We start from the raw sequence: 25,609 nt of genomic DNA on the forward strand, positions 1-25,609 counted from the left end.
CGAGAGTCCGTTGCTGCGTCCGCCCCCTTCAGCAACCGCTTCCCCATACGAAACTCGTCTGAGAGACATGTCTTCCTCGCCTTCATCGCAGAACGCCTCTTCCTCCTCGTCCCTCTCCACGCCGGCAGCCCTGTGGCGCCTGAAGCCCTTCGTGAAGCCCGTCATCTGGCGGCTCGCCGGAGGTGCCGCCAGCGCCCTCGTGGCCGCGGTCATCGCGCTGATGATTCCGATCGTGCTGGAGCAGATCATGCGCGGACCGGTGCAGACCGGCGCGCTCGACGCCATCGCCTGGGGTGCGCTCGCGGTCTTCGGTCTCGCCCTCGGTGAGGCGCTGATGGTGTGGCTGCGCCGCCAGTTCGTGCTCAACCCGGCGACGCAGGTCGAGTACAAGATGCGCACCGAGCTCTACTCGCGACTCCAGACGTTGCCGGTCTCGTTCCACGACCGCTGGCAGTCGGGGCAGCTGCTGAGCCGCATGATGCAGGACATCGGCCTGATCCGCCGGTGGCTGGCGTTCGGTCTCGTGCTGCTCGTGGTCAACGTGCTGACGATCATCATCGGCTCGGTGCTGCTGTTCCGCTGGCACTGGCTGCTGGGCGTCATCTTCATCGTCACCGCCATTCCGCTGTGGATCCGCGGCTACCTCTTCGAGAAGCGCTACGGCGCGCTCACGCGCCGCAGCCAGGACCAGGCCGGCGACCTCGCGACCAGCGTCGAGGAGAGTGTGCACGGCATCCGCGTGCTCAAGGCCTTCGGTCGCGGCAAGCACGCCCTCGGTCGCTTCAGTCGTCAGGCCGAGACGCTTCGCGAGACCGAGATGAGCAAGGCCGGCGCGATCGCGTCGATCTGGTTCTGGCTCGACCTCATGCCGCAGATCGCCTTCGGCCTCAGCCTGATGTCGGGCATCTGGCTCATCTCGCAGGGCGAGATCGATCAGGCGCAGCTGTTCGCGTTCTTCGCCATGGCCGTGGTGCTCCGCTGGCCCATCGAGTCGATCGGCTTCCTGTTCTCGTTCATGCTCGATGCGCGCACGGCGACCGACCGCGTGTTCGACATCTACTCCGAGACGAACTCCATCACCGACCCCGAGAACCCGGTGCACATCGCGGAACCCCGCGGCGAGCTGGCTTTCGAGGCGGCGCACTTCCGGTACCAGGACGCAGGAGAGCACGAACGCGACCTGCTCGACGGCATCGATCTCGTGCTGCGGCCGGGCGAGACCATGGCGCTCGTCGGACTGACCGGCAGCGGCAAGACCACGCTGACCACGCTGCCGACGCGTCTCTATGACGTCACCGGCGGGCGGGTCACGCTCGACGGCGTCGACGTGCGGGATCTGCCGCTCGCGGAGCTGCGCCAGCACATCGCGATGGCCTTCGAAGACGCCACGCTGTTCTCGGCGACCGTTCGTGAGAACGTGCTGCTGGGGCGCGCCGACCTCGACGTGCACAGCGAGGAGGGCGAGCGTGTGCTGCGCGAGGCTCTCGAGGTCGCCCAGGCGGCCTTCGTGGACTCGTTGCCCGAGGGCGTCGAGACCGTCATCGGCGAGGAGGGGCTGAGCCTCTCCGGTGGGCAGCGTCAGCGTCTGGCACTCGCCAGGGCCGTCGCCGCGAACCCGAAGGTGCTCGTGCTCGACGACCCGCTGTCCGCGCTCGACGTCGACACCGAGGCTCTCGTCGAAGAGGCGCTGCGGCACGTGCTGGCCGACACCACGGCGATGATCGTGGCGCACCGCCCCTCGACCGTGGCCCTCGCCGACCGCGTGGCGCTGCTCGAGGCCGGCCGCGTCACCGCCGTCGGAACCCACAGCGAACTGCTGAGGACGAGCCGTCACTACCGGCACGTCATCTCGAGCCTCGAGGCCGAGGAGGCGGCGCGTACGGGCGCCATCCCGATCATCCGCGACGAGCAGGCTGAGATCGACGCCACAGTTCAGGCCGGGCTCCGCGAGCATGCCGCCGACCAAGACATCATCACCGAGAAGGAGGTGCAGCGATGAGCACCGCGATCACCGGAACCCAGGACGAAGACCGCTCCAGCTACACCAAGGAGGAGAGCCGGGCCATCCGGCGTCGCTCGCTCCGACTGCTGGGCTCGCTCGTGCGTCCCCTCAAGGCGCAGATCGCGCTCGCGGCGATCGTGCTCGTGATCTCGACGGCGCTCCAGGTCGCCGGTCCGATCCTGATCAGCATCGGACTCGACCGGGCCCTGCCCGCCGTGCTCGAGCGCGCGGACTGGATGCCGACCTTCATGATCGGCGGGGTCTATCTCCTCGCCGGGGCGGTCGCGGCGGCGATGATCGCCTGGTACGTCATCATCGCGGCCAAGCTCACGCAGGCGGTGCTGCTGGACCTCCGCAAGCGGATCTTCCTGCACACTCAGCGCCTCAGCCTGGAGTTCCACGAGTCGTACACGTCCGGTCGCATCATCTCGCGCCAGACGAGCGATCTCGACTCGATCAAGGAGCTTCTCGACGGCGGACTGAACGAGCTCGTCTCCGGCGTGCTGTTCGGCCTGTTCACGTTCATCGCGCTGTGCGTGTGGGACTGGCAGTCCGGGCTCATCCTCGCGATCGGCGGCGTGCCGCTGTTCTTCCTGATGCGCTGGTTCTACTCGCGCTCTCAGCTCGTCTACCGCGAGTCGCGCGTGATCAGCGCGAAGGTGATCGTGCAGTTCGTCGAGACGATGACGGGCATCCGAGCGGTGAAGGCGTTCCGCAAGGAACCCCGCAACGATGTGGCGTTCCAGAAGATCGCGGGCGACTATCGGGACGTCAACCGACGCTCGATGCTGCTGTTCGGCACGTTCGAGCCCGGTCTGATGGGCGTCGCGGCTCTGGTGCTCGGCATCGTCGTGCTCTGGGGTGGCATCCGAGTGTCCGAGGGGGCGCTCACCGTCGGCGTGCTGCTGTCGGCTGTGCTGTACGTGCGCAACTTCTTCGCTCCGATGCAGGAGATCGCGATGTTCCTCAACTCCTACCAGTCCGCCACGGCGGCGCTGGAGAAGGTGTCCGGCGTGCTCGAGGAGGTGCCGACCGTTCCGGATCCCGAGAAGCCGGTCGACCTCTGGGAGTCGCGAGGACACATCGAGTTCGATGAGGTGACGTTCGGCTACAACGGTGAGAAGACGATCCTGCCGAACTTCTCGCTCGACATCCCCGCTGGGCAGACCATCGCTCTGGTGGGCACCACCGGAGCGGGGAAGTCCACGCTCGCGAAGCTGATCTCCCGGTTCTACGATCCGTCGATCGGAAAGGTGACGCTCGACGGAGTCGACCTGCGCAACCTGCACCCGAAGGATCTTCGCCGGGCCATCGTCATGGTGACGCAGGAGGCTTATCTCTTCAGCGGAACGGTCGCCGACAACATCGCTCTCGGAAAGCCCGACGCCTCGCTCGACGAGATCCGCGCGGCTGCCCGCGCGGTCGGGGCGGACGAGTTCATCTCGTCGCTGCCCGACGGGTACCGCACCGACGTCAACAAGCGCGGTGGTCGTGTGTCGGCAGGTCAGCGTCAGCTGATATCGTTCGCCCGAGCGTTCCTCGCCGACCCTGCGGTGCTGATCCTCGACGAGGCCACCGCGTCGCTCGACATCCCCTCGGAGCGTCTGATTCAGGACGCGCTGCAGACGCTGCTCAAGGACCGCACGGCGATCATCATCGCGCACCGTCTCTCGACGGTCGCGATCGCCGACCGGGTGCTGGTGATGGAGCACGGGAAGATCATCGAGGATGACACGCCGGAGGCACTCATCAGCGGCACGGGCAAGTTCGCGCAGCTCCACGCCGCCTGGCAGGAGACCTTGGTGTGAACGAGCCCGATTCCTGAACACCGGGGCCACGACCGATCATCGGTCGTGGCCTCGGTCGTACGCCGGGGAGACGGCGGAGCGGTGAGGCGTCGGCCTGGGTAGCATCGAAGTATGGATCCGTTGCTTCTCGCCGTCGAGTTGTGGTGGATCGCGCCCGTCGCGGCCGGCGGAGTCGCGGCCGGGGCGGTCGGGTTGCGTCGTCGCAGCACGAAGAGCGGCCGCCGGCTCGAGTACGACGCGGCCCGGCACGATCTCAAGGCCGCGCAGCAGACGGCGGTCGAACGACGGATGGCCGTGAAGTTGGCCAGGGCCGACGTCGCGCGCATCTCGGCCGAGCGCAGCGCGCGCCGAGCGACTCCCGAGCAGGTGGCCGGCGCCAAGCGGATGCTGCGCGCCAAGGAGAACGATGCCAAGGCTGCCGCCGCAGACGTGCGCGCCAAGCAGGTTCGGCTCAACGCCGCGCGCGCGGCGATCCCCGCAGCATCCGCCCCTCGCCCCCTGGAGCGTCTCCAGGCGCAGCATGAGGCGATCGTCGTGCGCTGGATGAACTATGAGACGGATGCCGGCCTGCAGATCGCGTACCCGGCGATGACCGACGTCAAGCAGCCCGCGACAGCGGCGTATCTCCGGGCGGCAGCGCATGCGGTCGAGATGCGCCGCGCCGCCACCGGACGGGTCAGCGCTGAGTACTTCGCCGCCTACCGCGATGCCGTCGCCGAACTCGAGCGCGCCTTCGAGGCCGCGGAGCATTCGGCGAGGGTTCAGGCGGGCGAGGCACCCCAGCCGTCGTCGGCCTGGCAGGACGCCGCGCAGGACATGATCAGCCGCTCCGCCGACGCGATCGATCGCGCAGCCGGCGCCGCGGCATCGGCACTCGCGGCCTGGAACGAGCGCAAGCGGCCAGGCAAGCAGTGACCGCCGCCTCCGAGGAGGAAAGGCGGCGGTCGGTGGTGCGCATCCGAAGGGTCAGGCCCCGATCGTGCGTGAGGCGATGAGCTCGCGATACCAGCGCCCCGAGTCCTTGACGGTGCGTTCGAGCGAGTCGAAGTCCACGCGCACGATGCCGAACCTCTTGGCGTAGCCGTACCCCCACTCGAAGTTGTCGAGCAGCGACCACACGAAGTAGCCCCGCAGGTCGACACCCCGCTCGATCGCACGGTGAGCGGCGGTGAAGTGACGTCGCAGGTAGTCCGTGCGCTCGGGATCGGGCACTGAGCCGTCGGCAGCGACCTCGTCATCGAACGCGGCGCCGTTCTCGGTGACCATCAGCGGCTGGGCGGGGAACTGCTCCGACAGTGAGACGAGCAGCTCTTCGAGTCCCTCCGGCGCGATGTTCCACCCCATCGCCGTGTAGGGCCCGGGCTGCTCGACGAACTCGACCAGCTGATCGCTGCCCGGCCACGCGGTGCCTCCGGCCGTGCCCTTGTGCCCGTCGTTCTGCTGCTTCTCCGAGACGCCGTCCCAGAGCCGCACCGTCGCGGTGGAGTAGTAGTTTACTCCGAGCACATCGATCGGCTGGTTGACGGTGGCGAGGTCGCCGTCGTGCACGAACGACCAGTCCGTGACCGAGGCCGTGTCCTCGAGGAGATCCGGGGGATACTCGCCGCGCAGCATCGGATGCGTGAACGCGCGGTTCGCCAGAGCGTCGATCCGGCGCATAGCCTCGTCTGCGCCGTCGCCCACGCCGCGCAGCACATGGAAGTTCAGTGTCACCGAGTAGTCGGGGTCGCCGGTCGACGTGGCGCGGAGCGCCTGGACCGCGCGCCCGTGCGCGAGGTTCAGGTGGTGCACGGCGGCCAGGGCGGAGACAGGCTCGTGGCGGCCCGGCGCGTGACCACCCTGCCCGTATCCCAGATAGGCCGAGCACCAGGGCTCGTTGAGCGTCGTCCAGGTGTGCACCCGGTCGCCGAGCGCCGCCCCCATGATCGACGCGTATCGCTCGAAGGCGTCGGTCGTCGACCGGGAGGTCCACCCGCCTGCGCCTTCGAGGTACTGGGGGAGGTCCCAGTGATAGAGGGTCGCCACCGGCTTGATGCCCCGCTCGAGCAGTCCGTCGACCAGACGAGAGTAGAAATCGATCCCCGCCTGGTTCACGGTGCCGTCCGCCGCGGGAACGATCCGCGGCCAGGCGATGGAGAATCGGTACGCCTGCAGTCCGAGATCCGACATCAGATCGAGGTCCTCATCGACGCGGTGGTAGTGGTCGCAGGCCACATCGCCGGTGTCGCCGTTCCACACCTTTCCCGGCGTCTTGCTGAACGTGTCCCAGATCGACGGCGTGCGCCCGTCTTCGGCGGCCGCCCCCTCGATCTGGTAGGAGGCGGTAGCCGATCCGAACGTGAAGCCCTCGGGCAGCACGAGTCCGGATCCGCGGTAGTCATCGGCAGGAGAGAGAGTCACCGGGTCACCTCAGTCAGGTCGGTTTCGTAGATCTTCTCATGGCCGTCCGGGCTCGTGACGGTCACGGACGCCGAGCCCGATCCGCCCGGGAACACCCGCAGTCGCAGGCCGTCGTGATAGTCGTAGTCGGGTCTGTCGGTGCGGGCACCCCAGGGGAGTGCCGTGCCTGGTCGCACGTACAGCGGAAGCGAGTCGAAGGAGTGGGTCTCTCGGTGCCAGCCCCCGCCCGAGACGGTTTCGCCGCTCAGCAGCGAGGTCCACTCGCCCTCCGGCAGATAGAACTCGACCGATCCGTCCTCGGAGAAGACGGGCGCCACGAGCAGGTCGGTGCCGAGCATGTACTGCCGGTCGAGGTAGCCGACGGCCGGGTCATCGGGGAACTCCAGCTGCATCGGCCGCATCACGGGCAGGCCCGTCCTCGATGCGATGATGCCCTGTTGATACAGGTAGGGCATCAGCTGCATCTTGAGGTGCGTGAATCGCCTCGTCACGTCGACGGCCTCCTCGTCGAATGCCCACGGCACCCGGTAGGAGCTCGATCCATGGAAGCGCGAGTGCGAGCCGAGCAGACCGAAGGCCGTCCAGCGTTTGAACACACCGGCATCCGGAGTGCCCTCGAATCCGCCGATGTCGTGGCTCCAGAAGGCGAAGCCGCTCAGTGCGAGCGAGAGCCCGCCGCGCAGGGTCTCGGCCATCGACGCGTAGGTCGACGTCGAGTCGCCGCCCCAGTGCACCGGCATGCTCTGCCCGCCGGCGGTCGCCGAGCGCGCGAACAGCACGGCGTCGTCTGCGCCTCGCGCTTCGACGAGCACATCGTGCACGGCTCGGTTGTAGAGATCGGTGTACAGGTTGTGCATGCGCTCGGGGTCGGAGCCGTCGGCCCAGACCACCTCGGTGGGGATGCGTTCGCCGAAGTCGGTCTTGAAGCAGTCCACGCCCTGTGCGATGAGCTCGCGGAGCTTCGCCTGGTACCAGGCGGTCGCATCCGGATTGGTGAAGTCGACGAGCCCCATTCCCGCCTGCCAGAGATCCCATTGCCAGACCGACCCGTCGGGGCGCATCACGAGGTAGCCCTGATCAGCCGCCTCACGGAAGAGGGGGGAGCGCTGCGCGATGTACGGGTTGATCCAGACGCAGACGCGCAGGTCCTTGTCGTGCAGTCGCGACAGCATGCCCTCGGGGTCGGGGAACACCCGGGAATCCCAGACGAAGTCGGTCCAGTTGAACTCGCGCATCCAGAAGCAGTCGAAGTGGAACACGGACACCGGCAGCTCACGCGCCGCCATCTCGTCGATGAACGAGTTGACGGTCTTCTCGTCGTAGTCGGTCGTGAAGCTCGTCGACAGCCAGAGCCCGTACGACCAGGCCGGCACCACGGGCGGTCGTCCGGTGAGAGCGGTGTAGCGTCCCAGGACATCCTTCGGCGTCGGACCAGCGATGACGAAGTACTCGAGCACCTCGCCGGAGACGGAGAACTGCACGCGCTCGACCGACTCCGATCCGATCTCGTACGACACGTGGCCCGGGTCGTTCACGAGCACGCCGTAGCCGCGATTCGAGAGATGGAACGGGATGCTCTTGTAGGCCTGCTCGCTGGAGGTGCCGCCGTCGGCGTTCCAGATGTCGACCGACTGGCCGTTCTTCACCAGCGGACCGAAGCGCTCGCCGAGACCGTAGATCAGCTCGCCGACTCCGAGGTCGAGCTGCTCGTGCACGAAGACGGATCCGTTCGGGGTCGAGCCGCCCTGTCGTGCATTGTCGACGATGCCGGCGTCGACCTGCGCGTCCGGGGCGAGTCGCACGTATCCCTGGGCCTTGTGCGCGCTTCCGGTCACGCGTCTCCCGTCGACCTCGAATGCGAGGTCCCAGGGCGCGCCCTTCGTGATCCGTGCGACGAGCGAACCGGCATCGAGAGCGCCACCCCCCTCGGTGAGGGACACGGATGCCGCTCCGGATCCTGCCCCGGGAAGACCGAAGCCGCCGTGCCAGCGGCCTCCTTCGTGGTGCGCGATGCGGACGCGCACCACCCCCTCGGCGGGCGATGAGAGCGTGGTCGTCAGCACCGGCCGGTTCAGGGTGTCGCCGCGCTTGGCGATCACCATGGTGGGTGCTGTGATGACGATGCCGCGTCCGTCGGGGGTGTCGTCGGTCTCGGCGATGTCATAGGCCTCCTGCGCGTACAGCGCGGTGACCCCAGGACGCAGTTGCCAGAACCCGTCGGTGAACTTCATTACTTGACTGCTCCTGCCGTGATGCCGCGTGTGAGGGTGCGCTGGAAGATGAGGAAGAAGATGAGCGTGGGGATGATGCCGAGGAGGGCGGAGGCGCTCGTGGTCGTGACGTCCATGAGCCGGTCGCCCTGCAGCACGCTGATCGCCACGGGGACCGTCTGATTCGCATTCGATGCGAGGAAGGTCAGCGGGATCAGGAACTCGTTCCACGTCCAGATGAAGAAGAAGATGAGCAGCACCGACAGGGTCGGGCGGCTGATCGGGAAGACGATCCGCCAGAGGATCTGCCAGCGATTCGCACCGTCGATGGATGCCGCTTCGAGGATCTCCTTGGGGAACGTGCCGTAGACGGACGACAGCAGGTATGTGCCGAAAGCCGCCTGGATGACCGTGAAGACGATGATCACCGACCACACGTTGTCGTACAGGCCGACGGACTTGAACATGTAGTACAGCGGGTAGAGCAGCGCCTCCTGCGGCAGCAGGTTGGCGAGCAGGAAGAGCAGCACGATCCAGCTGCGCCCGCGGACGCGGCCGATGCCGATCGCGAAGGCGTTGAGCATCGAGATCACGACGGCGAGCACCGAGACGATGCCGGCGATGAAGATCGAGTTCCACACCTTCTCGGGGAAGTTCACCCGCTCCCAGAATTTGATGATCCCGCCGAAGTCCAGCGTCTCGGGCAAGGCGAGCGGACCCGATGTGGCGTAGTCGACAGGGGACTTGAACGAGTTGACCAGCACGAGGTAGAACGGCGCGATGATGAGCAGTGCGCCGATCACGACGAGCGCGAGCATGAGCCAGTCGACGGGGCGCTTCCTGGTCATCCCGCCGCGAGGGCGTTTCTGGGAGGGCTTGCCGGTGACGATGGCGGTGGTGGCGTGCATCAGAGACCCGCCCTTTCCTTGCGCTCGAGCGAGTTCTGCACGCGGATGAAGATGATCGACACGATCACCACGACGATGGTCAGCACGGTGGCGATGGTCGCGCCGTAGCCGACGTTCCGCTTGGTGAAGAACTCCTGATAGGCGTAGTAGGCGGGCACCAGAGTGGCACCGGCGGGGCCGCCGCGCGTGATGATGTACACGGGGCCGAAGACTTTGAGGGCGGCGATCGTGCAGGTGAGCGTGACGACGAAGATCTCCGGGCGGATGATGCTCATCGTGATCGCGGTGAATCGCTGGAACCAGTTCGCGCCGTCGAGTTCGGCTGCTTCGTACAGCTCGGGATCGACGCGCTGGAGCGCCGCCATGAAGACGACGACCGGGTAGCCGAGCTGCACCCACACCATGACGACCATCAGCACGATGAGGGCTGACGGCATCTGGCCGAGCCAGTCGTAGGCGGGAATGCCGAACCAACCGAGGATCTGGTTGAGCGCGCCGTCGCCACCCGGCCGGACGATCCAGCCGATCACGATGCCGGCGACGGCGATGGGGAGGATCTGGGGGAGATAGTAGGTCGCGCGCAGGAAGCTGCCGACCTTGCCGCCGAACTTGCGTCCGACCACGTCGAAGAGCAGGGCTGCGACGATCAGGCCGACGATCGTCGGCACCACGACCATGGCGAGGATCATCCACACGGAGTTCGTGAACGAGGTCCAGAAGTCGCTGTCGGTGAGGATCTTCTGCCAGTTCTCGAGACCGATGAACTCGGGGGCGCGCACTCCCTTCCACTTGGTGAAGGTCAGGTAGACGTTCCAGATCAGCGGGACGATGACGACGACGAGCAGAAGCACGAAGCCGGGGAGCAGGTACAACCAGTACGCCCCGGTCCCGCCGCTGCGCTGCGGGATCGACGGCTCTTCGGGCGGCAGCTTCGTGCGGCCCTCGCGTCGGGTGACGAGTGACATGTTCATCTCCAGGAGGATGCGGGGGCGACGCCGTGCGGTCGTCGCCCCCGCGGGCGGATCAACGGAATTCGGACGTGCCCTCGTCATACTGCTCGCCGAGGTTCGTGTTGGTGGTCTCCGCATCCTGCGTGCCCGTGATCAGACCCTGGAGCTCCTGCACGATCACGTCGTAGAAGCCGGGAGCGGGCCAGTCCGGGTAGAACGAGAGCCCGTCGGCGTCGAGCACGCCGTTGAAGGTCTCGATGAGCGCCGCGCTCTTCTCGTCTGTGATGTCGGCGGTGTCGGCGGCGACCGGGAGGCCCCCGTTGTTGCCGATGATCGCCTGGATCTCGGGGCGCATCGTGATGTCGATGAACTCGTAGGCGAGCTCCTTGTTCGCGGCGTTCTCGGGGACGACCCAGAGGTTGCCGGACGAGCCGAGCGACAGGTCGGCGCCGGGGAACGCGGTCATCGTCCAGTCGAAGCCGGTCGCCTCCGACACGAAGCGACCGAACCACCAGGATCCCGATACGAAGATCGGCGAGGTGCCGTTGATGAACGAGACGCCGGCGTCCTCGGCCTTGACCGAGGAGACGTCCGAGGCGATGTAGCCCTTCTCGACGTAGTCCTTGAGCGTCTCGGACGCGGCAGTGACCTCCGGGCCCTGCCAGTCGACCTCGCCGTCGTACAGCTGGTAGGAGTCGACGAAGCCGCGATCGCCTTCGAGCAGCGCGAGCTGGTACCAGAGCTGTCCGAGGGGGTACTCGGCGCCGGCCTCGGCGAGCGGGGTGACGCCCTGCGCGACGAACGCGTCGAGGACGTCGACGAACTCCTCGTAGGTGGTGGGGATCTCGAGACCCGCCGCGGCGAAGGCATCCTGGTTGTAGTAGACGCCGACGAACTCGCCGTAGTTCGGGACGCCGAACCACGTGTCGCCGCCCATGACGCCGTCTTCGGAGTACTTCGCGGTGGTCTGCAGCGAGGGAGCGAGCTTCTCATCCCATCCGTACTCCTCGACCGCGTCGGAGATGTCCGTGATCAGTCCGGTGGAGGCCAGGAATCCCGCCGTCGCGTTGCCCTTGTTGAATTCCATGAGGTCGGGTGCCGCGTCGGTGTCGAGCACCTGGCTGGCCGTCTTCTGGATCTGCTCGAAGGACTTCTCCTCGAACTCGACGGTCGCTCCGGTCTCTTCTTCGAAGATCGCGATCGCCTCGGCCCAGGCCTTTCCCATGGCGCTGTCCGCACCCTCGTAATGCCAGAGCTTGAGGGTGTCTCCGTCGCCGCCCTCGTCTGCCGAACCGGCAGTGCAGCCGCTCAGTGCGATGCCTGTCGCGGTGAGCGCGGCGAGGGCCGCCAGCGTCTTCGTCCTGCGTGTGGTGCGTGCCATCGTCGGCACTCCTTTCTCAGTGGCCCTGGGGCCGGACACTTCAGTGGGTCGGGTGTTCAGTTGTGATGAGGCTGTCGTCGAAGCGTTTCGACAACAGCGATGCGGCTGCGTTCTCGGCGGGTGGTCACTCCCGGGCAGGGGCGACCGAGCCGGCGACGTGGTACTCGGGGGGGATGAGATGGATCTGGGCGGGCGTGCCCGGCTCTTCCAGGTGCCGCACGGCGAGATCGACGGCGAGCTCGCACGACTTCTGCGGCACGAGCGGGATCGTGTCGACGGGAACCGCGAGCGAGGACGTGTCGAACGATGCGGCGGCCGAGATCACCGACACGTCCTCGCCGACCGTCAGCCCGTGGGCTGCGATCGTCTCGAGGAGGATCTCGTGCACATCGCCGACGGCGTGCACGATGAACGCACGGACGCCGCGGCTCAATGCCATCTCGGCGGCGGCGCGCACAGCGGACGCGTCGGTCGTCGTGTCTCCGGTCGTCGCCCAGTCGAGGTCGACTCCCCGCTGGGCCGCTCGGTCCTGCACGCCGAGGAGCAGTCGTCGGGGGAAGTTCGACTTGCGGTACGAGACCTCGGTCTGTCCGAGCAGGGTGACGGAGGTGTGCCCGGCATCGGCCAGTCGGTCGACGGCGAGATGCCCTGTGCCTTCGAAGTCGAGGTCGACGCAGGTCAGACCGTCCGCGTCGTCCGGGATGCCGATGAAGACGGTCGGGGAACGCAGGGATCGGGCGATCTCCGCTCTCTCGTCGTCCGGCGCCACGTCGAGCACGAGGATGGCGTCGACGAGGTTGCTCGCGGCGACGCGGTTCATCCCCTCGGATGCCTGCTCGTCGGTCAGCAGCAGGATGTCGTAGCCGCGGCGGCGGGCGGCGACTGCTGCAGCGAGCACGAAGGCCATGTGCGTGGGGGCGTGGGTGTCGGCACGGAGAGGCTCGGTGAGTCCGAAGATCTGCGTGCGGCGGCCAGCCAGCATCCGTGCTCCGGCATCGGGCTCGTAGCCGAGCGTCTGGACCGCGTCCTCGATGCGCCGACGCGTCTTCTCCGAGACCGGGCGCTTGCCGCTGAGCGCGTAAGAGACCGTGCTGATCGACACTCCGGCGGCCTGGGCCACCTCGTGAATCGTCGTCATCAGGACTCCATCGTCGCTATCGGTTCATCGTCGAAGCGTTTCGCTTGCGCTTCCGAAAGTGATGATAGGCAGAGTTCGACGCCGCGCGCAACACTTTTGTGGTCATCCGCAACAAATTCGTGCTCGAGGCTGCGGGAGCGGTCCCATCACGTCACCTGACAGGGCGACGGGGCCTCGATGGGGGAGGGGATTCGAGACCCCGCCGCCGGTCTACGAAGTGACGCGGATCTGGGCGATGACCTCTGAGTACTCGGTCTCGCCGACCGGAGTGAACCCGACCCGCAGGAAGAACGCCTCCGGGCCGTCTTCTCCGGCCTCGTAGATGACGTTGACGTGGTCGAAGCCGCGGTTGCGGGCCTCCTCGAGCAGGCTCTCGACCGCGAAGCGGCCGACGCCCTTGCCCTGGCCTTCAGCGTCGACGTTGATGCGCCACAGCACCGAACGGAAATGCTCCTCCGGAGCCTCGGCGTCGAAGTTGGCGCTGACGAACCCGACGACCTGATCGTCTTCGAGGACGACCCGCTGCCAGGAGGTCTGCGGGTTGATGACCGTCGCCGCGATGCCGTAGGACACCGGAGCGAGGAACTGCTCCTGTCCGGGCTTCAGCGACAGGTTGTTCACGGCGACGATCGTCGCAGCTGAGAGTTCGACCATGCGCAGTTCGGACATAGTCACAGGCTAGCCCCTCGCGGGGGTGCCCGCGCAGAAACCTCGACTTTCGTCAGGGGTGCGCACGCGCAGAATGCCGGAAGTCGATGTCGGCGCCTCCTCGCGGCGAACGTGCGCCGGGAGCGCCTCAGGTATCTTGGTATCGAGACAAATATGCCCTCGCGAACGGAGAACCTCCTGGTGACCGACGACGCCATCATCTACACCTACACGGACGAGGCACCGGCTCTCGCCACAGCCTCCTTCCTGCCGATCATCAAGGCCTTCACGGGGCAGGCGGGCATCGAGGTCGAGACCCGCGACATCTCGCTCGGCGGACGCATCCTCGCCGCATTCCCGCAGAAGCTCGCTCCCGAGCAGCAGGTGGGCGACTCGCTCGCCGAGCTCGGCGGACTCGCGACGCTCCCCGAGGCGAACATCATCAAGCTCCCGAACATCTCGGCCTCGATCCCGCAGCTCAAGGGCGCGATCGCCGAGCTGCAGTCGCAGGGATACGACATCCCCGACTTCCCGGACGAGCCGACCTCCCTCGAGGAGAAGGACGTCCGCGCTCGCTACGACCGCATCAAGGGCTCCGCGGTCAACCCCGTGCTGCGCGAGGGCAACAGCGACCGCCGAGCGCCTCTGGCAGTCAAGAACTACGCCAAGAAGCACCCGCACCGCAACAAGCCGTTCGCGGAGGGCTCGAAGACCCGCGTCGCGACGCTCGGTCACGACGACTTCAAGCACAACGAACGCTCCTGGGTCGCCGCACACGACGACGTCCTGAGCTTCCGCCACACCGCCGCTGACGGCACCGTGACGATTCTGAAGGAGGGGCTGAAGGTCCTTCCGCGCGAGATCATCGACGCCACGTTCCTCTCGGCCGCGCACCTCGACGCCTTCCTCGCCGAGACGATGGAGACGGCGAAGAACGACGACATCCTCTACTCGGTGCACCTCAAGGCCACGATGATGAAGGTCAGCGACCCGATCATCTTCGGGCATGTCGTGAGGGTGTTCTTCAAGGATGTGTTCGCTCAGTACGGTGACAAGCTCGCTGAGGCGGGCCTCAACCCGAACGACGGTCTCGGGTCGATCCTCTCGGGTCTCGGCGGCATCGCCGGCGGCGAGGAGATCGCCGCAGCCTTCGACCGCGCGCTCGCCGAGGGCCCGCGCGTCTCGTACGTGAACTCCGACAAGGGCATCACGAACCTGCACGTGCCCAGCGACGTGATCGTCGACGCCTCCATGCCCGCGCTCGTCCGCAACGGCGGCAAGCTGTGGGGCGAGGATGGCGGCGAGGCCGACACCCTCGCGGTCATCCCGGACTCCTCGTACGCGAGCGTCTACCAGGCCGTCATCGACGATGTGATCGCGAACGGCCCGCTCGACCCCGCCACGATCGGCACCGTGCCGAACGTGGGGCTCATGGCCCAGGCGGCCGAGGAGTACGGCAGCCACGACAAGACCTTCGAGATCGCCGCTCCCGGCACCGTCCAGGTCCTCGACAGCGAGGGCACCGTGCTGATCGAGCACGAGGTCGGCGCCGGCGACATCTGGCGCGCGACGCAGACCAAGCACATTCCGGTCATGGACTGGGTCAAGCTCGCCGTCACGCGCGCTCGCGCCTCGGGAGCGCCCGCGGTGTTCTGGCTGGACGCCAACCGCTCGCACGACGCGCAGATCATCGCCAAGGTGCATCAGGGTCTCGCGACGCTCGACACCAAGGGGCTCACGATCACGATCCTCGCCCCCGAAGAGGCCACCCGCTACACGCTCGCGCGCATGCGTCACGGCCTCGACACCATCTCGGTGACGGGCAACGTGCTGCGTGACTACCTCACCGACCTGTTCCCGATCCTCGAGGTCGGCACCAGCGCCAAGATGCTGTCGATCGTTCCGCTGCTCGCGGGCGGCGGACTCTTCGAGACCGGCGCCGGTGGCTCTGCGCCCAAGCACGTGCAGCAGCTCGTGGAGGAGAACTACCTGCGCTGGGATTCCCTGGGCGAGTTCTTCGCGCTGGCCGCATCGCTCGAGCACTTCGCAGACCGCACGGGCAACGAGAAGGCCCGCGTCCTCGCTGAGACGCTGGATGCCGCGACCGGAACCTTCCTCGAAGAAGACCGCTCTCCCGGTCGCGCTCTCGGCACGATCGACAACCGCGGAAGCCACTTCTACCTGGGGCTCTACTGGGCGCAGGAGCTCGCGGCGCAGACGAAGGACCCCGAGCTCGCGGCGTCGTTCGCGCCGATCGCCGCCACGCTCGCGGAGAACGAGGAGAAGATCGTCTCCGAGCTCAACGCCGTGCAGGGCAAGTCCGTCGAGATCGGCGGCTACTACCGCCCCGACGACGCACTGGTCGAGGCCGTCATGCGCCCGTCCACGACGCTGAACGGCATCGTCGACGCACTGAGCTGACACGGACAGACGAAGGAGGGGCCGGATGCACGTGCATCCGGCCCCTCCTTCGTCGTTCTCCGCGACACGCAAGGCCGCGGCCTTTCTGAGCCGGGCGATACGCCAGGCCGCGGCCTTCAGGGCCGACTGGTCGCCAGCTCTGTCGGGAGCGAGGCTCAGTAGTGGACCGACACCTCGAGGCCGACCGGCGACCACTCGTAGACGTACTTGGCGACGTCGATCGGCATGTTCACGCAGCCGTGGCTGCGCGGGTTGCCGAAGTCGTTGTGCCAGTAGGTGCCGTGGAAGCCCTCGTCGCCGTTGAAGTACGTGACCCAGGGGACGTTCGGCGTCTCGGTGATCGACCCGTCCGGCTCGCGGCTCTTCATCGTCTGCTCGCGCACATGCGCGTAGACCCGGAAGTTGCCGGTGTCGGTGGGCGTCGCGCTCTTGCCCGACGAGATCGCCCAGGAACGGACGACGGCGCCGTTCTCGATGAGAGTCGCCGTCTGAGAGCTCAGGTCCACGTCGATCTTGCGGACCAGGTTGACCGATTCGAACGGGGTCTCGGTCACCTCGATGGGGAAGACGCCCTCGCCGGCCTCCAGCTTCGCCGCGACGTCTGATGCGAGGCTCGAGGTGTCGCCGATCGTGCGGCCGTTGGCGCCTTCGGCGACGGTGCGGAGGATCTCGCCCCCGGAGTCGACGATGTTCGTCGCGTTGACGGGTTCCCGGTTGACGGCTGCGGGAAGGGCGTCGATCGTCGCTTGGATCGCGGCTTCATCTGCGACGACGCTCAGCTCGCCCTCGTCATCGACGACCGAGATCCAGGTCGAGGCGGTCGCCGGGTCGACGGGGACCGTGCGCTCTTCGCCGATGTAGAAGCCGATCGAACCCAGCATCGTGTTCAGTGAGGTGGCAACGGTCGTGGCGTCCTCGTCGGTGACGGCGGGGGCAGCTTCGGCCGGGGCGCCGGAGAACTCGAGGCTCTTCCCGCCGTCCGCGATCGTCGCGACGATCGCGGCGGTGAGGCCGTCGACGTCGACGCCCGTGCCCGGTGCCGAAGGCGTGATCGCATAGCCTCCGCCCGCGGCGTCGAAGACGACGCCGGCATCGACCGGGTCTTCGAAGCTTGAGGGCACTGCCTCGCGCAGCGCGGATTCCGCGGTGGCGGGGTCGAGAGTGATGTCCCCGGCGACGGGATCGCCCATCCATGCGGTGACGTTCCAGAGCGGACGCTCCGCGAAGGCCGCGTCGGCGAGCGCGGTCGCATCGATCGCGGCACCGAGATCGGCTCCTGTCAGGACGATGTCGTCACCGGCTCCGGTGAGAGTGACCTCGGTCTCGGCGACGTGAGCCTGGATGGTCTCTGCGGCGGCTCCCGGAGTGAGCCAGCCGACGGGGATTCCGGCGACAGTCGTGCCCGGGGCGATCAAGATCATCGATGCGGCGCCTGCGCCGAGGGCCAGGGCTCCCACGCCGAGGCCGATCCACAGGCCGAGACGCTTCTTCTTGGGAGCGGGCTCGTTCGGTGCCCAGGCGAGCTCTCGGTCGCCGCTGCTCGGCGGCTGGGAGTCGGTGGGAGCATTGCCGGAGTCGCCGGGCGCGCCGTTCTGCAGCTGGTCACCGGAGGCGGTCGCCTCGGTCAGCTTCTCGGTCTTCGCATCCTGCGCTGAGATCAGATCGGTCACGAACATCACCCCCCGGTTTCTCGCGTGTCCTTACCGATATGCTACGCGATCGCGTATAACGGGGAGGCAACGGTCCGTGGACCTGTGGAGATCCCTCTCGCGTCAGTCGGTGACGACCGCGAGGCCGTCGATCTCGACGAGCATCTCCTCGCGCGGGAGACCGGTGAAGACGGTGGTGCGCGACGGCAGGACGCCGCTGGTCGTGTGCGCGGTCACGAAGGCGCCGTACGCATCGTTCATGATCGCGAAGTCCTCGCGCTTGGTCAGGTAGACGCGCAGCATCACGACATCGTCGAACGTCGCGCCCGAGGCCTCGACGATCGCCTTGACGTTCTCGAGGGTGCGTGTGGTCTGAGCCGCGACATCACCCGGGAAGAGATACTCGTTCGTCTGGGGATCGACGGGACCCTGACCGGAGACCTGCACGATCGGGCCCTTGCGGATGCCCTGCGAGAAGGTGTGGGCGGGGGCGGGGGCGGCGTCGGTCGACACTCGGATCTTCGCGGTCATGAGGCCAGCCTAGTAGCCTTGTTAGATGCCTCTACAAATCCCGGATCCTGTTCTCGGCACCTGGGCGAAGGGTTTCCCTTCGCGATCCGCGGGGCTCCGACTCTCGGAGGTCGCCGGGGCGGGTCTGCACCTCTCCGACCTCGTCACTCCGGTCCTGACCGTGCATGAGGCCGCGCTCGCGCACAACGAGTCGACCGTCTTCGCGTGGGCGGAGCGACAGGGTGTGCTCCTCGCGCCGCATGGCAAGACGACGATGGCACCGGCGCTGTGGCAGCGACTTCTCGACGCGGGGGCGTGGGGCATCTCGGTCGCGACGCCGTGGCAGGCGGAGGTCGCCGTCGAGGCAGGGGTCTCCACCGTGCTCATCGCGAACTCGGTCACCGATGGCACGGCCGCACGCCATCTCGGCGAACTGCTCGCTGCGGATCGCGATCTGCGGATCCTGTGCTGGGCGGACTCCGTCGGCACCGTCGGCATCCTCGCAGACGCGCTCGAGGGCGCTGATCGCCCGCTCGACGTGCTCGTCGAACTCGGCGGCAGGGGTGGCCGCACCGGTGCCCGCAGCGTGGAGGAGGGCGAGCGCATCGCCCAGGCGATCCTCGAGGCACCCGGTCTGCGGCTCGCCGGCGTCACGGGATACGAGGGGCCGTTCGGCCCCGACCGGGAAGACGCATCGGTCGCGGCGGTCGACGCCTATCTGTCGACGCTGGTCGAGCTGCATCGACGTCTCGCCTACCCGCCCGACGTCCGCCCCGTGCTCAGCGCAGGCGGCAGCGCTTTTCCCGACCGAGCCGCGGCCGTATTGGCCCCGCAGCGCGGGGATGCCGACATCGTGCTGCGCTCGGGGGCATTCCAGATCCACGACGACGGCTTCTACTCGCGCATGTCGCCGTTCGGCCCGCTGACATCGACAGAACCGCTGCGATCGGCGATGCATGCCTGGTCGCGCGTCGTCTCTCAGCCAGAGCACGGACTCGCACTCCTGGATGCGGGGCGTCGCGACGTGCCGTTCGACCTCGATCTGCCCGTGCCGCAGTCTGTCGAAGGACGGATCACCGCTCTGAATGATCAGCACGCGTTCCTCGACCTCGCAGACGGCGCGGGTGTCGCCGTCGGCGACGTCGTGCGCCTCGGGTTGTCGCACCCGTGCACGGCCTTCGACAAGTGGCGAGTGGTGGCGATGATCGACGACCCGGACGCAGCGGATCCGCGTGTGATCGGAGCGGTGGCGACATGCTTCTGAGCGCCGAGAAGCCGGTGCGGGTCTACCGCGGTGCCACGGTGGTCGACGGCACCGGCGCCGAGCGGTACGTAGCCGATGTCGCGGTCGAGGGATCGCGCATCGTGGCGGTGATCCGCGAGGGCGACGAGAGCCGGCTGGAGCTGCCGGCGGATGCGGTCGAGATCGTCGCCACGGGGTTGGTCCTCGCGCCCGGTTTCATCGACATGCACGCGCACAGCGAGCTGGCCGTGCTGCGCGGAGCCGCGCACGACGCCAAGATCCTGCAGGGCGTCACGACGGAGGTGCTCGGCCAGGACGGACTCGGCTACGCGCCGCTCGACGATGCGGCAGCAGCAGTGATCCCCGCTCAGATCGCGGGCTGGAACGGCATGCCGTCCGCTGCCCCCTGGCGCTCGATGGGTGATCTGCTCACCGCGATCGACGAGGTGTCGGTGGCCAACGCCGCCGTCCTGGTGCCTCAGGGCAACCTGCGGATGATGGTGGTGGGCCACGAGAACCGCGCGGCGACCGGCGAGGAGATCGCGGAGATGTCCGGCATCCTCGGCGAGGCGCTCGACGCGGGAGCGTTCGGGATGTCGAGCGGGCTGACGTACACCCCCGGCATGTACGCCGACACCGCCGAGCTGGAGGCGCTCTGCCGCGTCGTCGCCGAGCGTGGCGGATACTGGGCGCCGCACACCCGAAGCTATGGCGGGGGAGCTCTCGACGCCTACCGTGAGGCGCTCGACATCGGCCGCCGCACGGGGTGCCCGATCCATCTGACGCACGCGACGATGAACTTCGCGCCGAATCGCGGACGCGCGGCGGAGCTGCTGGCACTCGTCGACGAGGCGCTCGACGACGGCGTCGACGTCACTCTCGACACGTACCCCTACCTTCCCGGCGCCACGACGCTGGCGGCGTTGCTTCCGAGCAGGCTCGCCGAGACAGGTGACCTGCTGGCGACCATCGCCGCCCTCGACGAGGCGGGTCGCGAGGCCGTGCGTGTCGAGCTCGAGGAGATCGGCTGCGACGGATTCCATGGAGAACGCGCCGACTGGTCGGCGATCCAGATCTCCGGCACTTCCTCGCCCGACCTCGCAGACCTCGTCGGGCGCACCGTCGACGAGATCGCCGCATCGTCCGGCAGACGCGCCGTGGACGTCGTGCTGGACACCATCATCGAGGACGGCGGTGCGACCGGCATCCTGATGCACATCGGAGACGAGGACAACGTCCGCGCGATCATGCGGCACCCGCGCCATTGCGGCGGCAGCGACGGGATCCTGATCGGGGCGCGACCGCACCCGCGGGGCCGGGGAACCTTCCCCCGCTATCTCGGGCACTATGTGCGCGAGCTCGGTGTCCTCTCCCTCGAACAGGCCGTTCGGCATCTGTCCGGCACGCCGGCGATGCGACTGGGCCTCGATCGGGGCGACGCACCACGAGGCCTGATCCGCGAAGGAGCGACGGCCGATCTGGTGCTGTTCGATCCCGAGACCATCTCGGCGGGGGCGACGTTCGATGAACCGCACCGCGCACCGGTGGGGATCGACGAGGTGCTCGTCGGCGGTGTGCCTGTGGTGGTGGCGGGTCGCGCGTCCGGTGCGACGCCGGGTCGTGCTCTGACCATGACTCCCGCGCCCCATCGTGCGCCTGTCCCGAACATCCGCTCGGTGATCGATCCGGCCGCTGCCCCTTTCGACTGGACTGCTCGCACACCGGTCACGGCTCCCGACGCGCTCGCCATCAGCGCGTCCCGTCTCGGCGGCCTTCGCGCGGCTCCGGACTCGCCCGCCGCGATCACCCTCCGCATCGACGAGTCGCTCTCCGACGAGCCGTTCGCCCGAGAGCGCGTGGGCGCAGAAGCCTTCCGGGTGACCGTCGCCGCCCACGGGATCCAGGTCTCGGGTGCCAGCCCCGCAGGAGTGTTCCGAGGTGTCACCCTGCTGCGGCAGCTGCGCGAACCGGGCGCTGATCGTGCACGGGTCCCCGCGGGGGTCTGGGAGTCCGCGCCCGCCTACGCCTGGCGGGGAGTGATGCTCGACGTCGCGCGGCACTTCCGCCCCGTCGAGGATCTCGAGCGACTGGTCGATCTGATGGCCGACCACCACCTCACGCACCTGCATCTGCACCTCACCGACGACCAGGGATGGCGCTTCGAGGTGCCGGGGTTCCCGCGTCTGACCGAAGTGGGCGGTCGCCGCGAGGAGACGCAGCGGGGCCACGGTCCTCACGCGACGGTCGAGGCCGGTGTGCACGAGGGGCACTACACGGATGCCGAGCTGCGCCGCCTTGTCGCCTACGCCGCCCAGAGATTCGTGACGGTCGTGCCCGAGGTCGAGCTGCCGGGGCATATCCAGGCGGGTCTCGCCGCCTATCCCGAGCTGGGCAACACCGACGTCGGCGAGCCTGTCGTCGTGCCGTGGTCGCGCTTCGGCGTGAATCCTCGGACGCTCGCCCCGACGGACGAGGCTCTCGCCTTCGGGCGGGCGGCGATCGACGCGCTGTGCGATCTCTTCGATTCTCCGTGGATCGGCATCGGCGGTGACGAGGTTCCGGTGACCGAGTGGGCGCAGAGCGCCGCTGCGCGCGAGCGGATGCGCGAGCTCGGTCTCGCGACTCCGCACGATGTGCAGCCGTGGTTCACGGATCAGTTCGTGGCGCACGTCCGCAGCCGCGGACGCACCGCCCTCGCCTGGGACGAGGTGCTCGAAGGCGACGTCCCCGAGGGAGTGCAGGTCCTCGCGTGGCGTGGCCCTGTCGCCATGCGGGAGGCGCTGCGGCGCGGCATCCCTGTGATCGCGTGCCCCGACCTCGAGGTGTATCTCGACTACCCGCAGTCGGAGTCGGGGGAGGAGCCGATCAGGGTCGGACCGCCGCTGCCGATCGAGCGCGCGTATGCGCTGCGCGTCGAGGACGGCGCGTCCGGAGGGCAGGCCAACGTGTGGACCGAGCACCTCCCGACGAGAGACCGTGTCGACTTCGCGATGTTCCCCCGTCTCGCGGCGATCGCCGAGCGACTGTGGGACGGCGGAGAACCTCCCCCGTACGAGGGGTTCGCCCGCAGGCTTCCGACCCACCTCAGACGCCTCGCGGAGTCAGGGGTGCGGTATCGTCCTCTCGACGGTCCGACACCGACGCAGAGGCGTCCTGGAGTACCGGGGAAGCCCCTCACCCGTGAGGCTCGGCAGGAGATCGTGGCCGGGCTCGTGGAGCGCCTGTCCGGGTCCCACGGCACCGCCGACGGGGTACTCTCGGCATAATGTAACGTTTCCGTAACCCTCCCTGTGCTACATGAGGCAGGGGTTGCGAAATTTTTGTTCGTAAGGTCTACTAACAAACATGTCCGTATCGGATGGATCGCGTCCTTCGACGTCGCCAGATTACGTCGCCGCGAGCGCACACGCCTTCGGCCCCGGGCGCCACCTGCGCTCTCGATCGAAGGTGCTCCCGGAGCACGCTCGCGGCCACAACCGCGCTCTCGTTCTGCAGACTCTCTACCACTCGGGCGCGATGAGTCGTGCGGACCTTTCACGAGAGACCGGCCTGACGCGAGTCACCATCTCAGACCTCGTCGCCGAGTTCATCGCCGACGGCATCGTCGTCGAGATGGGAGTGCGCGAGACGGTCGGACCGGGCAAGCCTCCGATCCTCATCGACATCGACCGCGTCGGTCACCAGATCATCGGACTCGATCTCTCGGGCCCCCATGCGTTCGTGGGCGCTCTGCTCAGTCTCGACGGCGACGTGCTCGAGCGCCGCGAAGTGCCGCGGCCCGAGAGCGCAGACGGCGACGCCGCCTACGCCGCCACCCTCGAGCTGGCGCGCGCGCTCGCCGAGACGGCGACACAGCCCATCCTCGGCGTCGGAATCGGCAGCCCCGGTGTCGTGCGCCCAGACGGCGTCGTGCTCAGCTCGCCGAACCTGGGGTGGAGCAACCTGCCTCTCGAGGCGAAGCTCGGCATCGATCTCGACCTGCCGGTGCTCGTGCGCAATGACGCCAACGCCGCCGTGCTCGCCGAATACACGTTCGGCGAGGCGAAGGCCGACTTCATGCTCATCAAGATCGGTCGAGGAGTCGGAGCAGGGGTCATCACGGGCAGCCAGCCGCTTCTCGGCAGCCGCTTCGCCGCAGGCGAGATCGGGCACGTCGTCGTCGGCACAGACGGCGGTCCACGCTGTGCGTGCGGCAAGGACGGCTGTCTCGAGGCATGGTTGAGCGAGACGCGACTGCGCCCGGCCATCGCGGCCGCTCCCGAGTCACGTGACGAGATCCTCCGCGACGCCGGAACCCGCATGGGCATCGCGATAGCCCCGATCGTGGCGGCCCTGGATCTGTCCGAAGTCGTGCTCTCAGGCCCGGAGGATCTGCTCGACGGCGTGCTGATCGACGCTGCGGTCGAGACCCTGCACGCACGCACGCTCGAGGGCGTCTTCGAGGATGCGCTCATCCGACGCACGCATCAGGAGGACATCGTTCTGCGCGGCGCTGCAGTGATGGTGCTCTCCAGCCAGCTGGGCGTCTCGTGAGCTGCACCCGCGGACGCGACCGCAGCCTCGACACGAAGACGAGCAGGAGCGCCATCCGATGACGGGTGCGATCCCCGTCGGCCTGTCCGGTCGACCCGTTCGAGTGGGCCTGGACGTCGGCGGAACCAAGATCGATGCCGTGGCGGTGTCGCCCGACGGAGACATCCTGGCGCGCCTGCGCCGTCCGACCGGATGGGGCGAGGAGGCGGTCGTGGTCAGCATCGTCGACGCCGTCGACGCACTCGCCGTCGATGGAGGGTTCGCCCGTTCCGCCGTCGAATCGGTGGGCGTCGGCATCCCCGGGCTCGTCGACGCGGACACCGGCAGAGTCCTGCATGCCGTGAACCTCGGTGTCGAGTCGCTGGATCTCGCCGGTCTCGCCGGTCGACAGCTGGGGATCCCGGTGCGGGTCGAGAACGATGTGAAGGCAGCCGCGCTCGGTGCTGCGGTGCTGCGCGGCGTCGACGGCTCGATGGCCTATCTCAACCTCGGCACGGGTGTCGCTGCCGGCATCGTCATCGACGGCACGATCTGGCGTGGCGCGCGGGGGACCGCCGGCGAGGTCGGACACCTCTCGGTCGACCCGAACGGACGGCTCTGCGGCTGCGGGCAGCGCGGATGCATCGAGACCTTCTGCGGCGGTGGCGCGCTCGCCCGTGCCTGGGATCGACCGGGGGCTTTGCCGGTGCGCGACATCCTCGACGCGGCCGAGGCGGGCGATGAGCGCGCCGCCGGTCTGCGCGCCGACCTGTTCCACGGCGCAGCGGCGGCGGTCAGGGCCCTCGTGCTCTCCGCAGACGTCGAACGTGTGATCATCGGCGGCGGCCTCACCTCGCTCGGAGAGAGACTCTTCGCGGGCGTCCGCAGAGCCCTCCAGACCGGCGCCGAGGCTTCGCCCTTCATGCGCTCGCTGCACCTGGATGACAGGATCGAACTGCTCCCTGCCGGCTCTCCCGCCGCGGCCTTCGGGGCAGCGGTCGTCGGCGCAACCACCCCCTCTAAGGAGATCGTTTCCCATGGCTGAAGTCGTCATCGTCGAGAACGCAGAAGCAGCGGGCGCACTGGTCGCCGCCGAGATCGTCGAGTTGATCGACGGGCGTCCGGATGCCGTGCTCGGCCTCGCCACCGGCTCGACGCCTCTTCCCGTCTACAAGGCCCTGCATGAGAAGCTCGCGGGTCGCGACGTCTCGCAGGTGCGCGGTTTCGCGCTGGACGAGTACGCGGGACTCGACCCGGCTCATCCCGAGAGCTACCGCTCGGTCATCACCCGCGAGGTCGTGGAGCCCCTCGGGCTGGACCCGCGCCGGATCCACGTGCCCAACGGCGCACAGGAGACGATCCAGCACGCGGGCGACGACTACGAGACCGCCATCGAGGCAGCCGGAGGAGTCGACCTGCAGATCCTCGGCATCGGCACCGACGGACACATCGGATTCAACGAGCCGGGGTCGTCGTTCGCTTCGCGGACACGCGTCAAGACACTCACCGTGCAGACGCGCGAAGACAACGCGCGCTTCTTCGACTCGATCGACGACGTGCCGAAGCACTGCATCACGCAGGGTCTGGGAACGATCCTTCGCGCGCGTCACCTCGTGCTGCTCGCCTTCGGCGAGGGCAAGGCTCAGGCGGTCGCGGACGCCGTCGAGGGGCCGCTGTCGGCCATCCTCCCCGGTTCGGCCATCCAACTGCATCCGCACGCCACCGTCGTGGTCGACGAAGCCGCCGCGTCTCGCCTCAAGCTCTCCGACTACTACCGCTACACCTACGCCAACAAGCCGACCTGGCAGGGCATCTGATCCGATCGGCCC

At 68.0% G+C, this 25,609-nt stretch carries 18 protein-coding genes; 9 read left to right on the forward strand and 9 right to left on the reverse strand.

Annotated elements, in window-relative coordinates; translation table 11 throughout:
• The first annotated feature begins 67 nt into the window (after positions 1 to 67).
• The 3 genes from MRBLMI13_RS12905 to MRBLMI13_RS12915 all read left to right on the forward strand — a co-directional run bounded on the left by MRBLMI13_RS12905 (position 68) and on the right by MRBLMI13_RS12915 (position 4,725).
• Positions 68 to 1,999: an ABC transporter ATP-binding protein gene (locus MRBLMI13_RS12905; RefSeq protein WP_367822975.1), complete on the forward strand. Its 1,932-nt coding sequence runs from the start codon at positions 68 to 70 to the stop codon at positions 1,997 to 1,999.
• Entirely contained in the window at positions 1,996 to 3,810 is a 1,815-nt protein-coding gene (locus MRBLMI13_RS12910) for an ABC transporter ATP-binding protein (protein ID WP_367822977.1), read from the forward strand. The genes MRBLMI13_RS12905 and MRBLMI13_RS12910 overlap by 4 nt, the downstream gene beginning before the upstream one ends.
• A 111-nt stretch (positions 3,811 to 3,921) precedes the next feature.
• The gene (locus MRBLMI13_RS12915) at positions 3,922 to 4,725 is read left to right on the forward strand and encodes a hypothetical protein (protein WP_367822979.1); all 804 of its coding nucleotides are present in this window, start codon (positions 3,922 to 3,924) and stop codon (positions 4,723 to 4,725) included.
• Between the two features lie 51 nt (positions 4,726 to 4,776).
• Here the strand turns inward: MRBLMI13_RS12915 and MRBLMI13_RS12920 are convergent, their stop codons facing one another.
• The 7 genes from MRBLMI13_RS12920 to MRBLMI13_RS12950 form a co-directional block, all read right to left on the reverse strand.
• Complete coding sequence (locus MRBLMI13_RS12920) at positions 4,777 to 6,210, reverse strand: GH1 family beta-glucosidase (RefSeq protein WP_367822981.1); 1,434 nt, start codon at positions 6,208 to 6,210, stop codon at positions 4,777 to 4,779.
• Positions 6,207 to 8,441 carry an alpha-xylosidase gene (gene yicI / locus MRBLMI13_RS12925; protein ID WP_367822983.1) on the reverse strand — a complete coding sequence of 745 codons (2,235 nt, stop codon included), beginning with the start codon at positions 8,439 to 8,441 and terminating at the stop codon, positions 6,207 to 6,209. Before yicI ends, MRBLMI13_RS12920 begins: the two co-directional genes overlap by 4 nt.
• A complete protein-coding gene (locus MRBLMI13_RS12930; protein ID WP_367822985.1) occupies positions 8,441 to 9,328 on the reverse strand; it encodes a carbohydrate ABC transporter permease in 888 nt (295 codons plus the stop codon). Before MRBLMI13_RS12930 ends, yicI begins: the two co-directional genes overlap by 1 nt.
• Positions 9,328 to 10,293 (reverse strand): carbohydrate ABC transporter permease, encoded by a 966-nt coding sequence (locus MRBLMI13_RS12935; protein ID WP_153302285.1) that lies wholly within the window; start codon positions 10,291 to 10,293, stop codon positions 9,328 to 9,330. Before MRBLMI13_RS12935 ends, MRBLMI13_RS12930 begins: the two co-directional genes overlap by 1 nt.
• Positions 10,294 to 10,351: 58 nt before the next feature.
• On the reverse strand, positions 10,352 to 11,659 hold the full coding sequence (locus tag MRBLMI13_RS12940; protein WP_042539304.1) for an ABC transporter substrate-binding protein: 1,308 nt from the start codon (positions 11,657 to 11,659) through the stop codon (positions 10,352 to 10,354).
• A 124-nt stretch (positions 11,660 to 11,783) separates the two neighbouring features.
• Positions 11,784 to 12,797 (reverse strand): LacI family DNA-binding transcriptional regulator, encoded by a 1,014-nt coding sequence (locus MRBLMI13_RS12945; protein WP_079112408.1) that lies wholly within the window; start codon positions 12,795 to 12,797, stop codon positions 11,784 to 11,786.
• A gap of 210 nt (positions 12,798 to 13,007) precedes the next feature.
• On the reverse strand, positions 13,008 to 13,466 hold the full coding sequence (locus tag MRBLMI13_RS12950; RefSeq protein WP_309686644.1) for a GNAT family N-acetyltransferase: 459 nt from the start codon (positions 13,464 to 13,466) through the stop codon (positions 13,008 to 13,010).
• A gap of 180 nt (positions 13,467 to 13,646) precedes the next feature.
• Here MRBLMI13_RS12950 and MRBLMI13_RS12955 point away from each other — a divergent pair, with 180 nt between their 5' ends.
• Positions 13,647 to 15,866 carry an NADP-dependent isocitrate dehydrogenase gene (locus tag MRBLMI13_RS12955; RefSeq protein WP_367823122.1) on the forward strand — a complete coding sequence of 740 codons (2,220 nt, stop codon included), beginning with the start codon at positions 13,647 to 13,649 and terminating at the stop codon, positions 15,864 to 15,866.
• 155 nt (positions 15,867 to 16,021) lie between these two features.
• On the opposite strand, the gene MRBLMI13_RS12960 is transcribed toward MRBLMI13_RS12955, so the two are convergent.
• On the reverse strand, positions 16,022 to 17,542 hold the full coding sequence (locus MRBLMI13_RS12960) for a L,D-transpeptidase family protein (protein ID WP_156145894.1): 1,521 nt from the start codon (positions 17,540 to 17,542) through the stop codon (positions 16,022 to 16,024).
• Between the two features lie 96 nt (positions 17,543 to 17,638).
• On the reverse strand, positions 17,639 to 18,046 hold the full coding sequence (locus MRBLMI13_RS12965) for a RidA family protein (protein WP_042539310.1): 408 nt from the start codon (positions 18,044 to 18,046) through the stop codon (positions 17,639 to 17,641).
• Between the two features lie 25 nt (positions 18,047 to 18,071).
• On the opposite strand from MRBLMI13_RS12965, the gene MRBLMI13_RS12970 reads away from it, so the two are divergent.
• The 5 genes from MRBLMI13_RS12970 to nagB all read left to right on the forward strand — a co-directional run bounded on the left by MRBLMI13_RS12970 (position 18,072) and on the right by nagB (position 25,597).
• Positions 18,072 to 19,289, forward strand: a complete 1,218-nt coding sequence (locus tag MRBLMI13_RS12970; RefSeq protein WP_311879613.1) for an alanine racemase — start codon at positions 18,072 to 18,074, stop codon at positions 19,287 to 19,289.
• Positions 19,280 to 22,534, forward strand: coding sequence for a family 20 glycosylhydrolase (locus MRBLMI13_RS12975; protein ID WP_367822990.1), 3,255 nt, complete (start codon positions 19,280 to 19,282; stop codon positions 22,532 to 22,534). Before MRBLMI13_RS12970 ends, MRBLMI13_RS12975 begins: the two co-directional genes overlap by 10 nt.
• A 79-nt stretch (positions 22,535 to 22,613) precedes the next feature.
• Positions 22,614 to 23,801, forward strand: a complete 1,188-nt coding sequence (locus MRBLMI13_RS12980) for an ROK family transcriptional regulator (RefSeq protein WP_042539314.1) — start codon at positions 22,614 to 22,616, stop codon at positions 23,799 to 23,801.
• 58 nt (positions 23,802 to 23,859) lie between these two features.
• Positions 23,860 to 24,825 carry an ROK family protein gene (locus MRBLMI13_RS12985; protein WP_367822992.1) on the forward strand — a complete coding sequence of 322 codons (966 nt, stop codon included), beginning with the start codon at positions 23,860 to 23,862 and terminating at the stop codon, positions 24,823 to 24,825.
• Positions 24,818 to 25,597: a glucosamine-6-phosphate deaminase gene (gene nagB / locus MRBLMI13_RS12990; RefSeq protein ID WP_367822994.1), complete on the forward strand. Its 780-nt coding sequence runs from the start codon at positions 24,818 to 24,820 to the stop codon at positions 25,595 to 25,597. The genes MRBLMI13_RS12985 and nagB overlap by 8 nt, the downstream gene beginning before the upstream one ends.
• Positions 25,598 to 25,609: the final 12 nt, after the last annotated feature.

Origin of the sequence: Microbacterium sp. LMI13-1-1.1, assembly GCF_040815625.1 — a bacterium.
GTDB lineage: Bacteria > Actinomycetota > Actinomycetes > Actinomycetales > Microbacteriaceae > Microbacterium > Microbacterium forte.

Excerpts from the sequence above, each read along its gene's own strand:
- MRBLMI13_RS12945 (WP_079112408.1), bottom strand. The coding sequence starts at position 12,797 with ATGACGACGATTCACGAGGTGGCCCAGGCCGCCGGAGTGTCGATCAGC.
- MRBLMI13_RS12915 (WP_367822979.1), top strand. The coding sequence starts at position 3,922 with ATGGATCCGTTGCTTCTCGCCGTCGAGTTGTGGTGGATCGCGCCCGTC.
- yicI (WP_367822983.1), bottom strand. The coding sequence starts at position 8,441 with ATGAAGTTCACCGACGGGTTCTGGCAACTGCGTCCTGGGGTCACCGCG.
- MRBLMI13_RS12965 (WP_042539310.1), bottom strand. The coding sequence starts at position 18,046 with ATGACCGCGAAGATCCGAGTGTCGACCGACGCCGCCCCCGCCCCCGCC.
- nagB (WP_367822994.1), top strand. The coding sequence starts at position 24,818 with ATGGCTGAAGTCGTCATCGTCGAGAACGCAGAAGCAGCGGGCGCACTG.
- MRBLMI13_RS12970 (WP_311879613.1), top strand. The coding sequence starts at position 18,072 with ATGCCTCTACAAATCCCGGATCCTGTTCTCGGCACCTGGGCGAAGGGT.
- MRBLMI13_RS12935 (WP_153302285.1), bottom strand. The coding sequence starts at position 10,293 with ATGTCACTCGTCACCCGACGCGAGGGCCGCACGAAGCTGCCGCCCGAA.
- MRBLMI13_RS12930 (WP_367822985.1), bottom strand. The coding sequence starts at position 9,328 with ATGCACGCCACCACCGCCATCGTCACCGGCAAGCCCTCCCAGAAACGC.
- MRBLMI13_RS12910 (WP_367822977.1), top strand. The coding sequence starts at position 1,996 with ATGAGCACCGCGATCACCGGAACCCAGGACGAAGACCGCTCCAGCTAC.
- MRBLMI13_RS12980 (WP_042539314.1), top strand. The coding sequence starts at position 22,614 with ATGTCCGTATCGGATGGATCGCGTCCTTCGACGTCGCCAGATTACGTC.
- MRBLMI13_RS12960 (WP_156145894.1), bottom strand. The coding sequence starts at position 17,542 with ATGTTCGTGACCGATCTGATCTCAGCGCAGGATGCGAAGACCGAGAAG.
- MRBLMI13_RS12940 (WP_042539304.1), bottom strand. The coding sequence starts at position 11,659 with ATGGCACGCACCACACGCAGGACGAAGACGCTGGCGGCCCTCGCCGCG.
- MRBLMI13_RS12975 (WP_367822990.1), top strand. The coding sequence starts at position 19,280 with ATGCTTCTGAGCGCCGAGAAGCCGGTGCGGGTCTACCGCGGTGCCACG.
- MRBLMI13_RS12985 (WP_367822992.1), top strand. The coding sequence starts at position 23,860 with ATGACGGGTGCGATCCCCGTCGGCCTGTCCGGTCGACCCGTTCGAGTG.
- MRBLMI13_RS12905 (WP_367822975.1), top strand. The coding sequence starts at position 68 with ATGTCTTCCTCGCCTTCATCGCAGAACGCCTCTTCCTCCTCGTCCCTC.
- MRBLMI13_RS12950 (WP_309686644.1), bottom strand. The coding sequence starts at position 13,466 with ATGTCCGAACTGCGCATGGTCGAACTCTCAGCTGCGACGATCGTCGCC.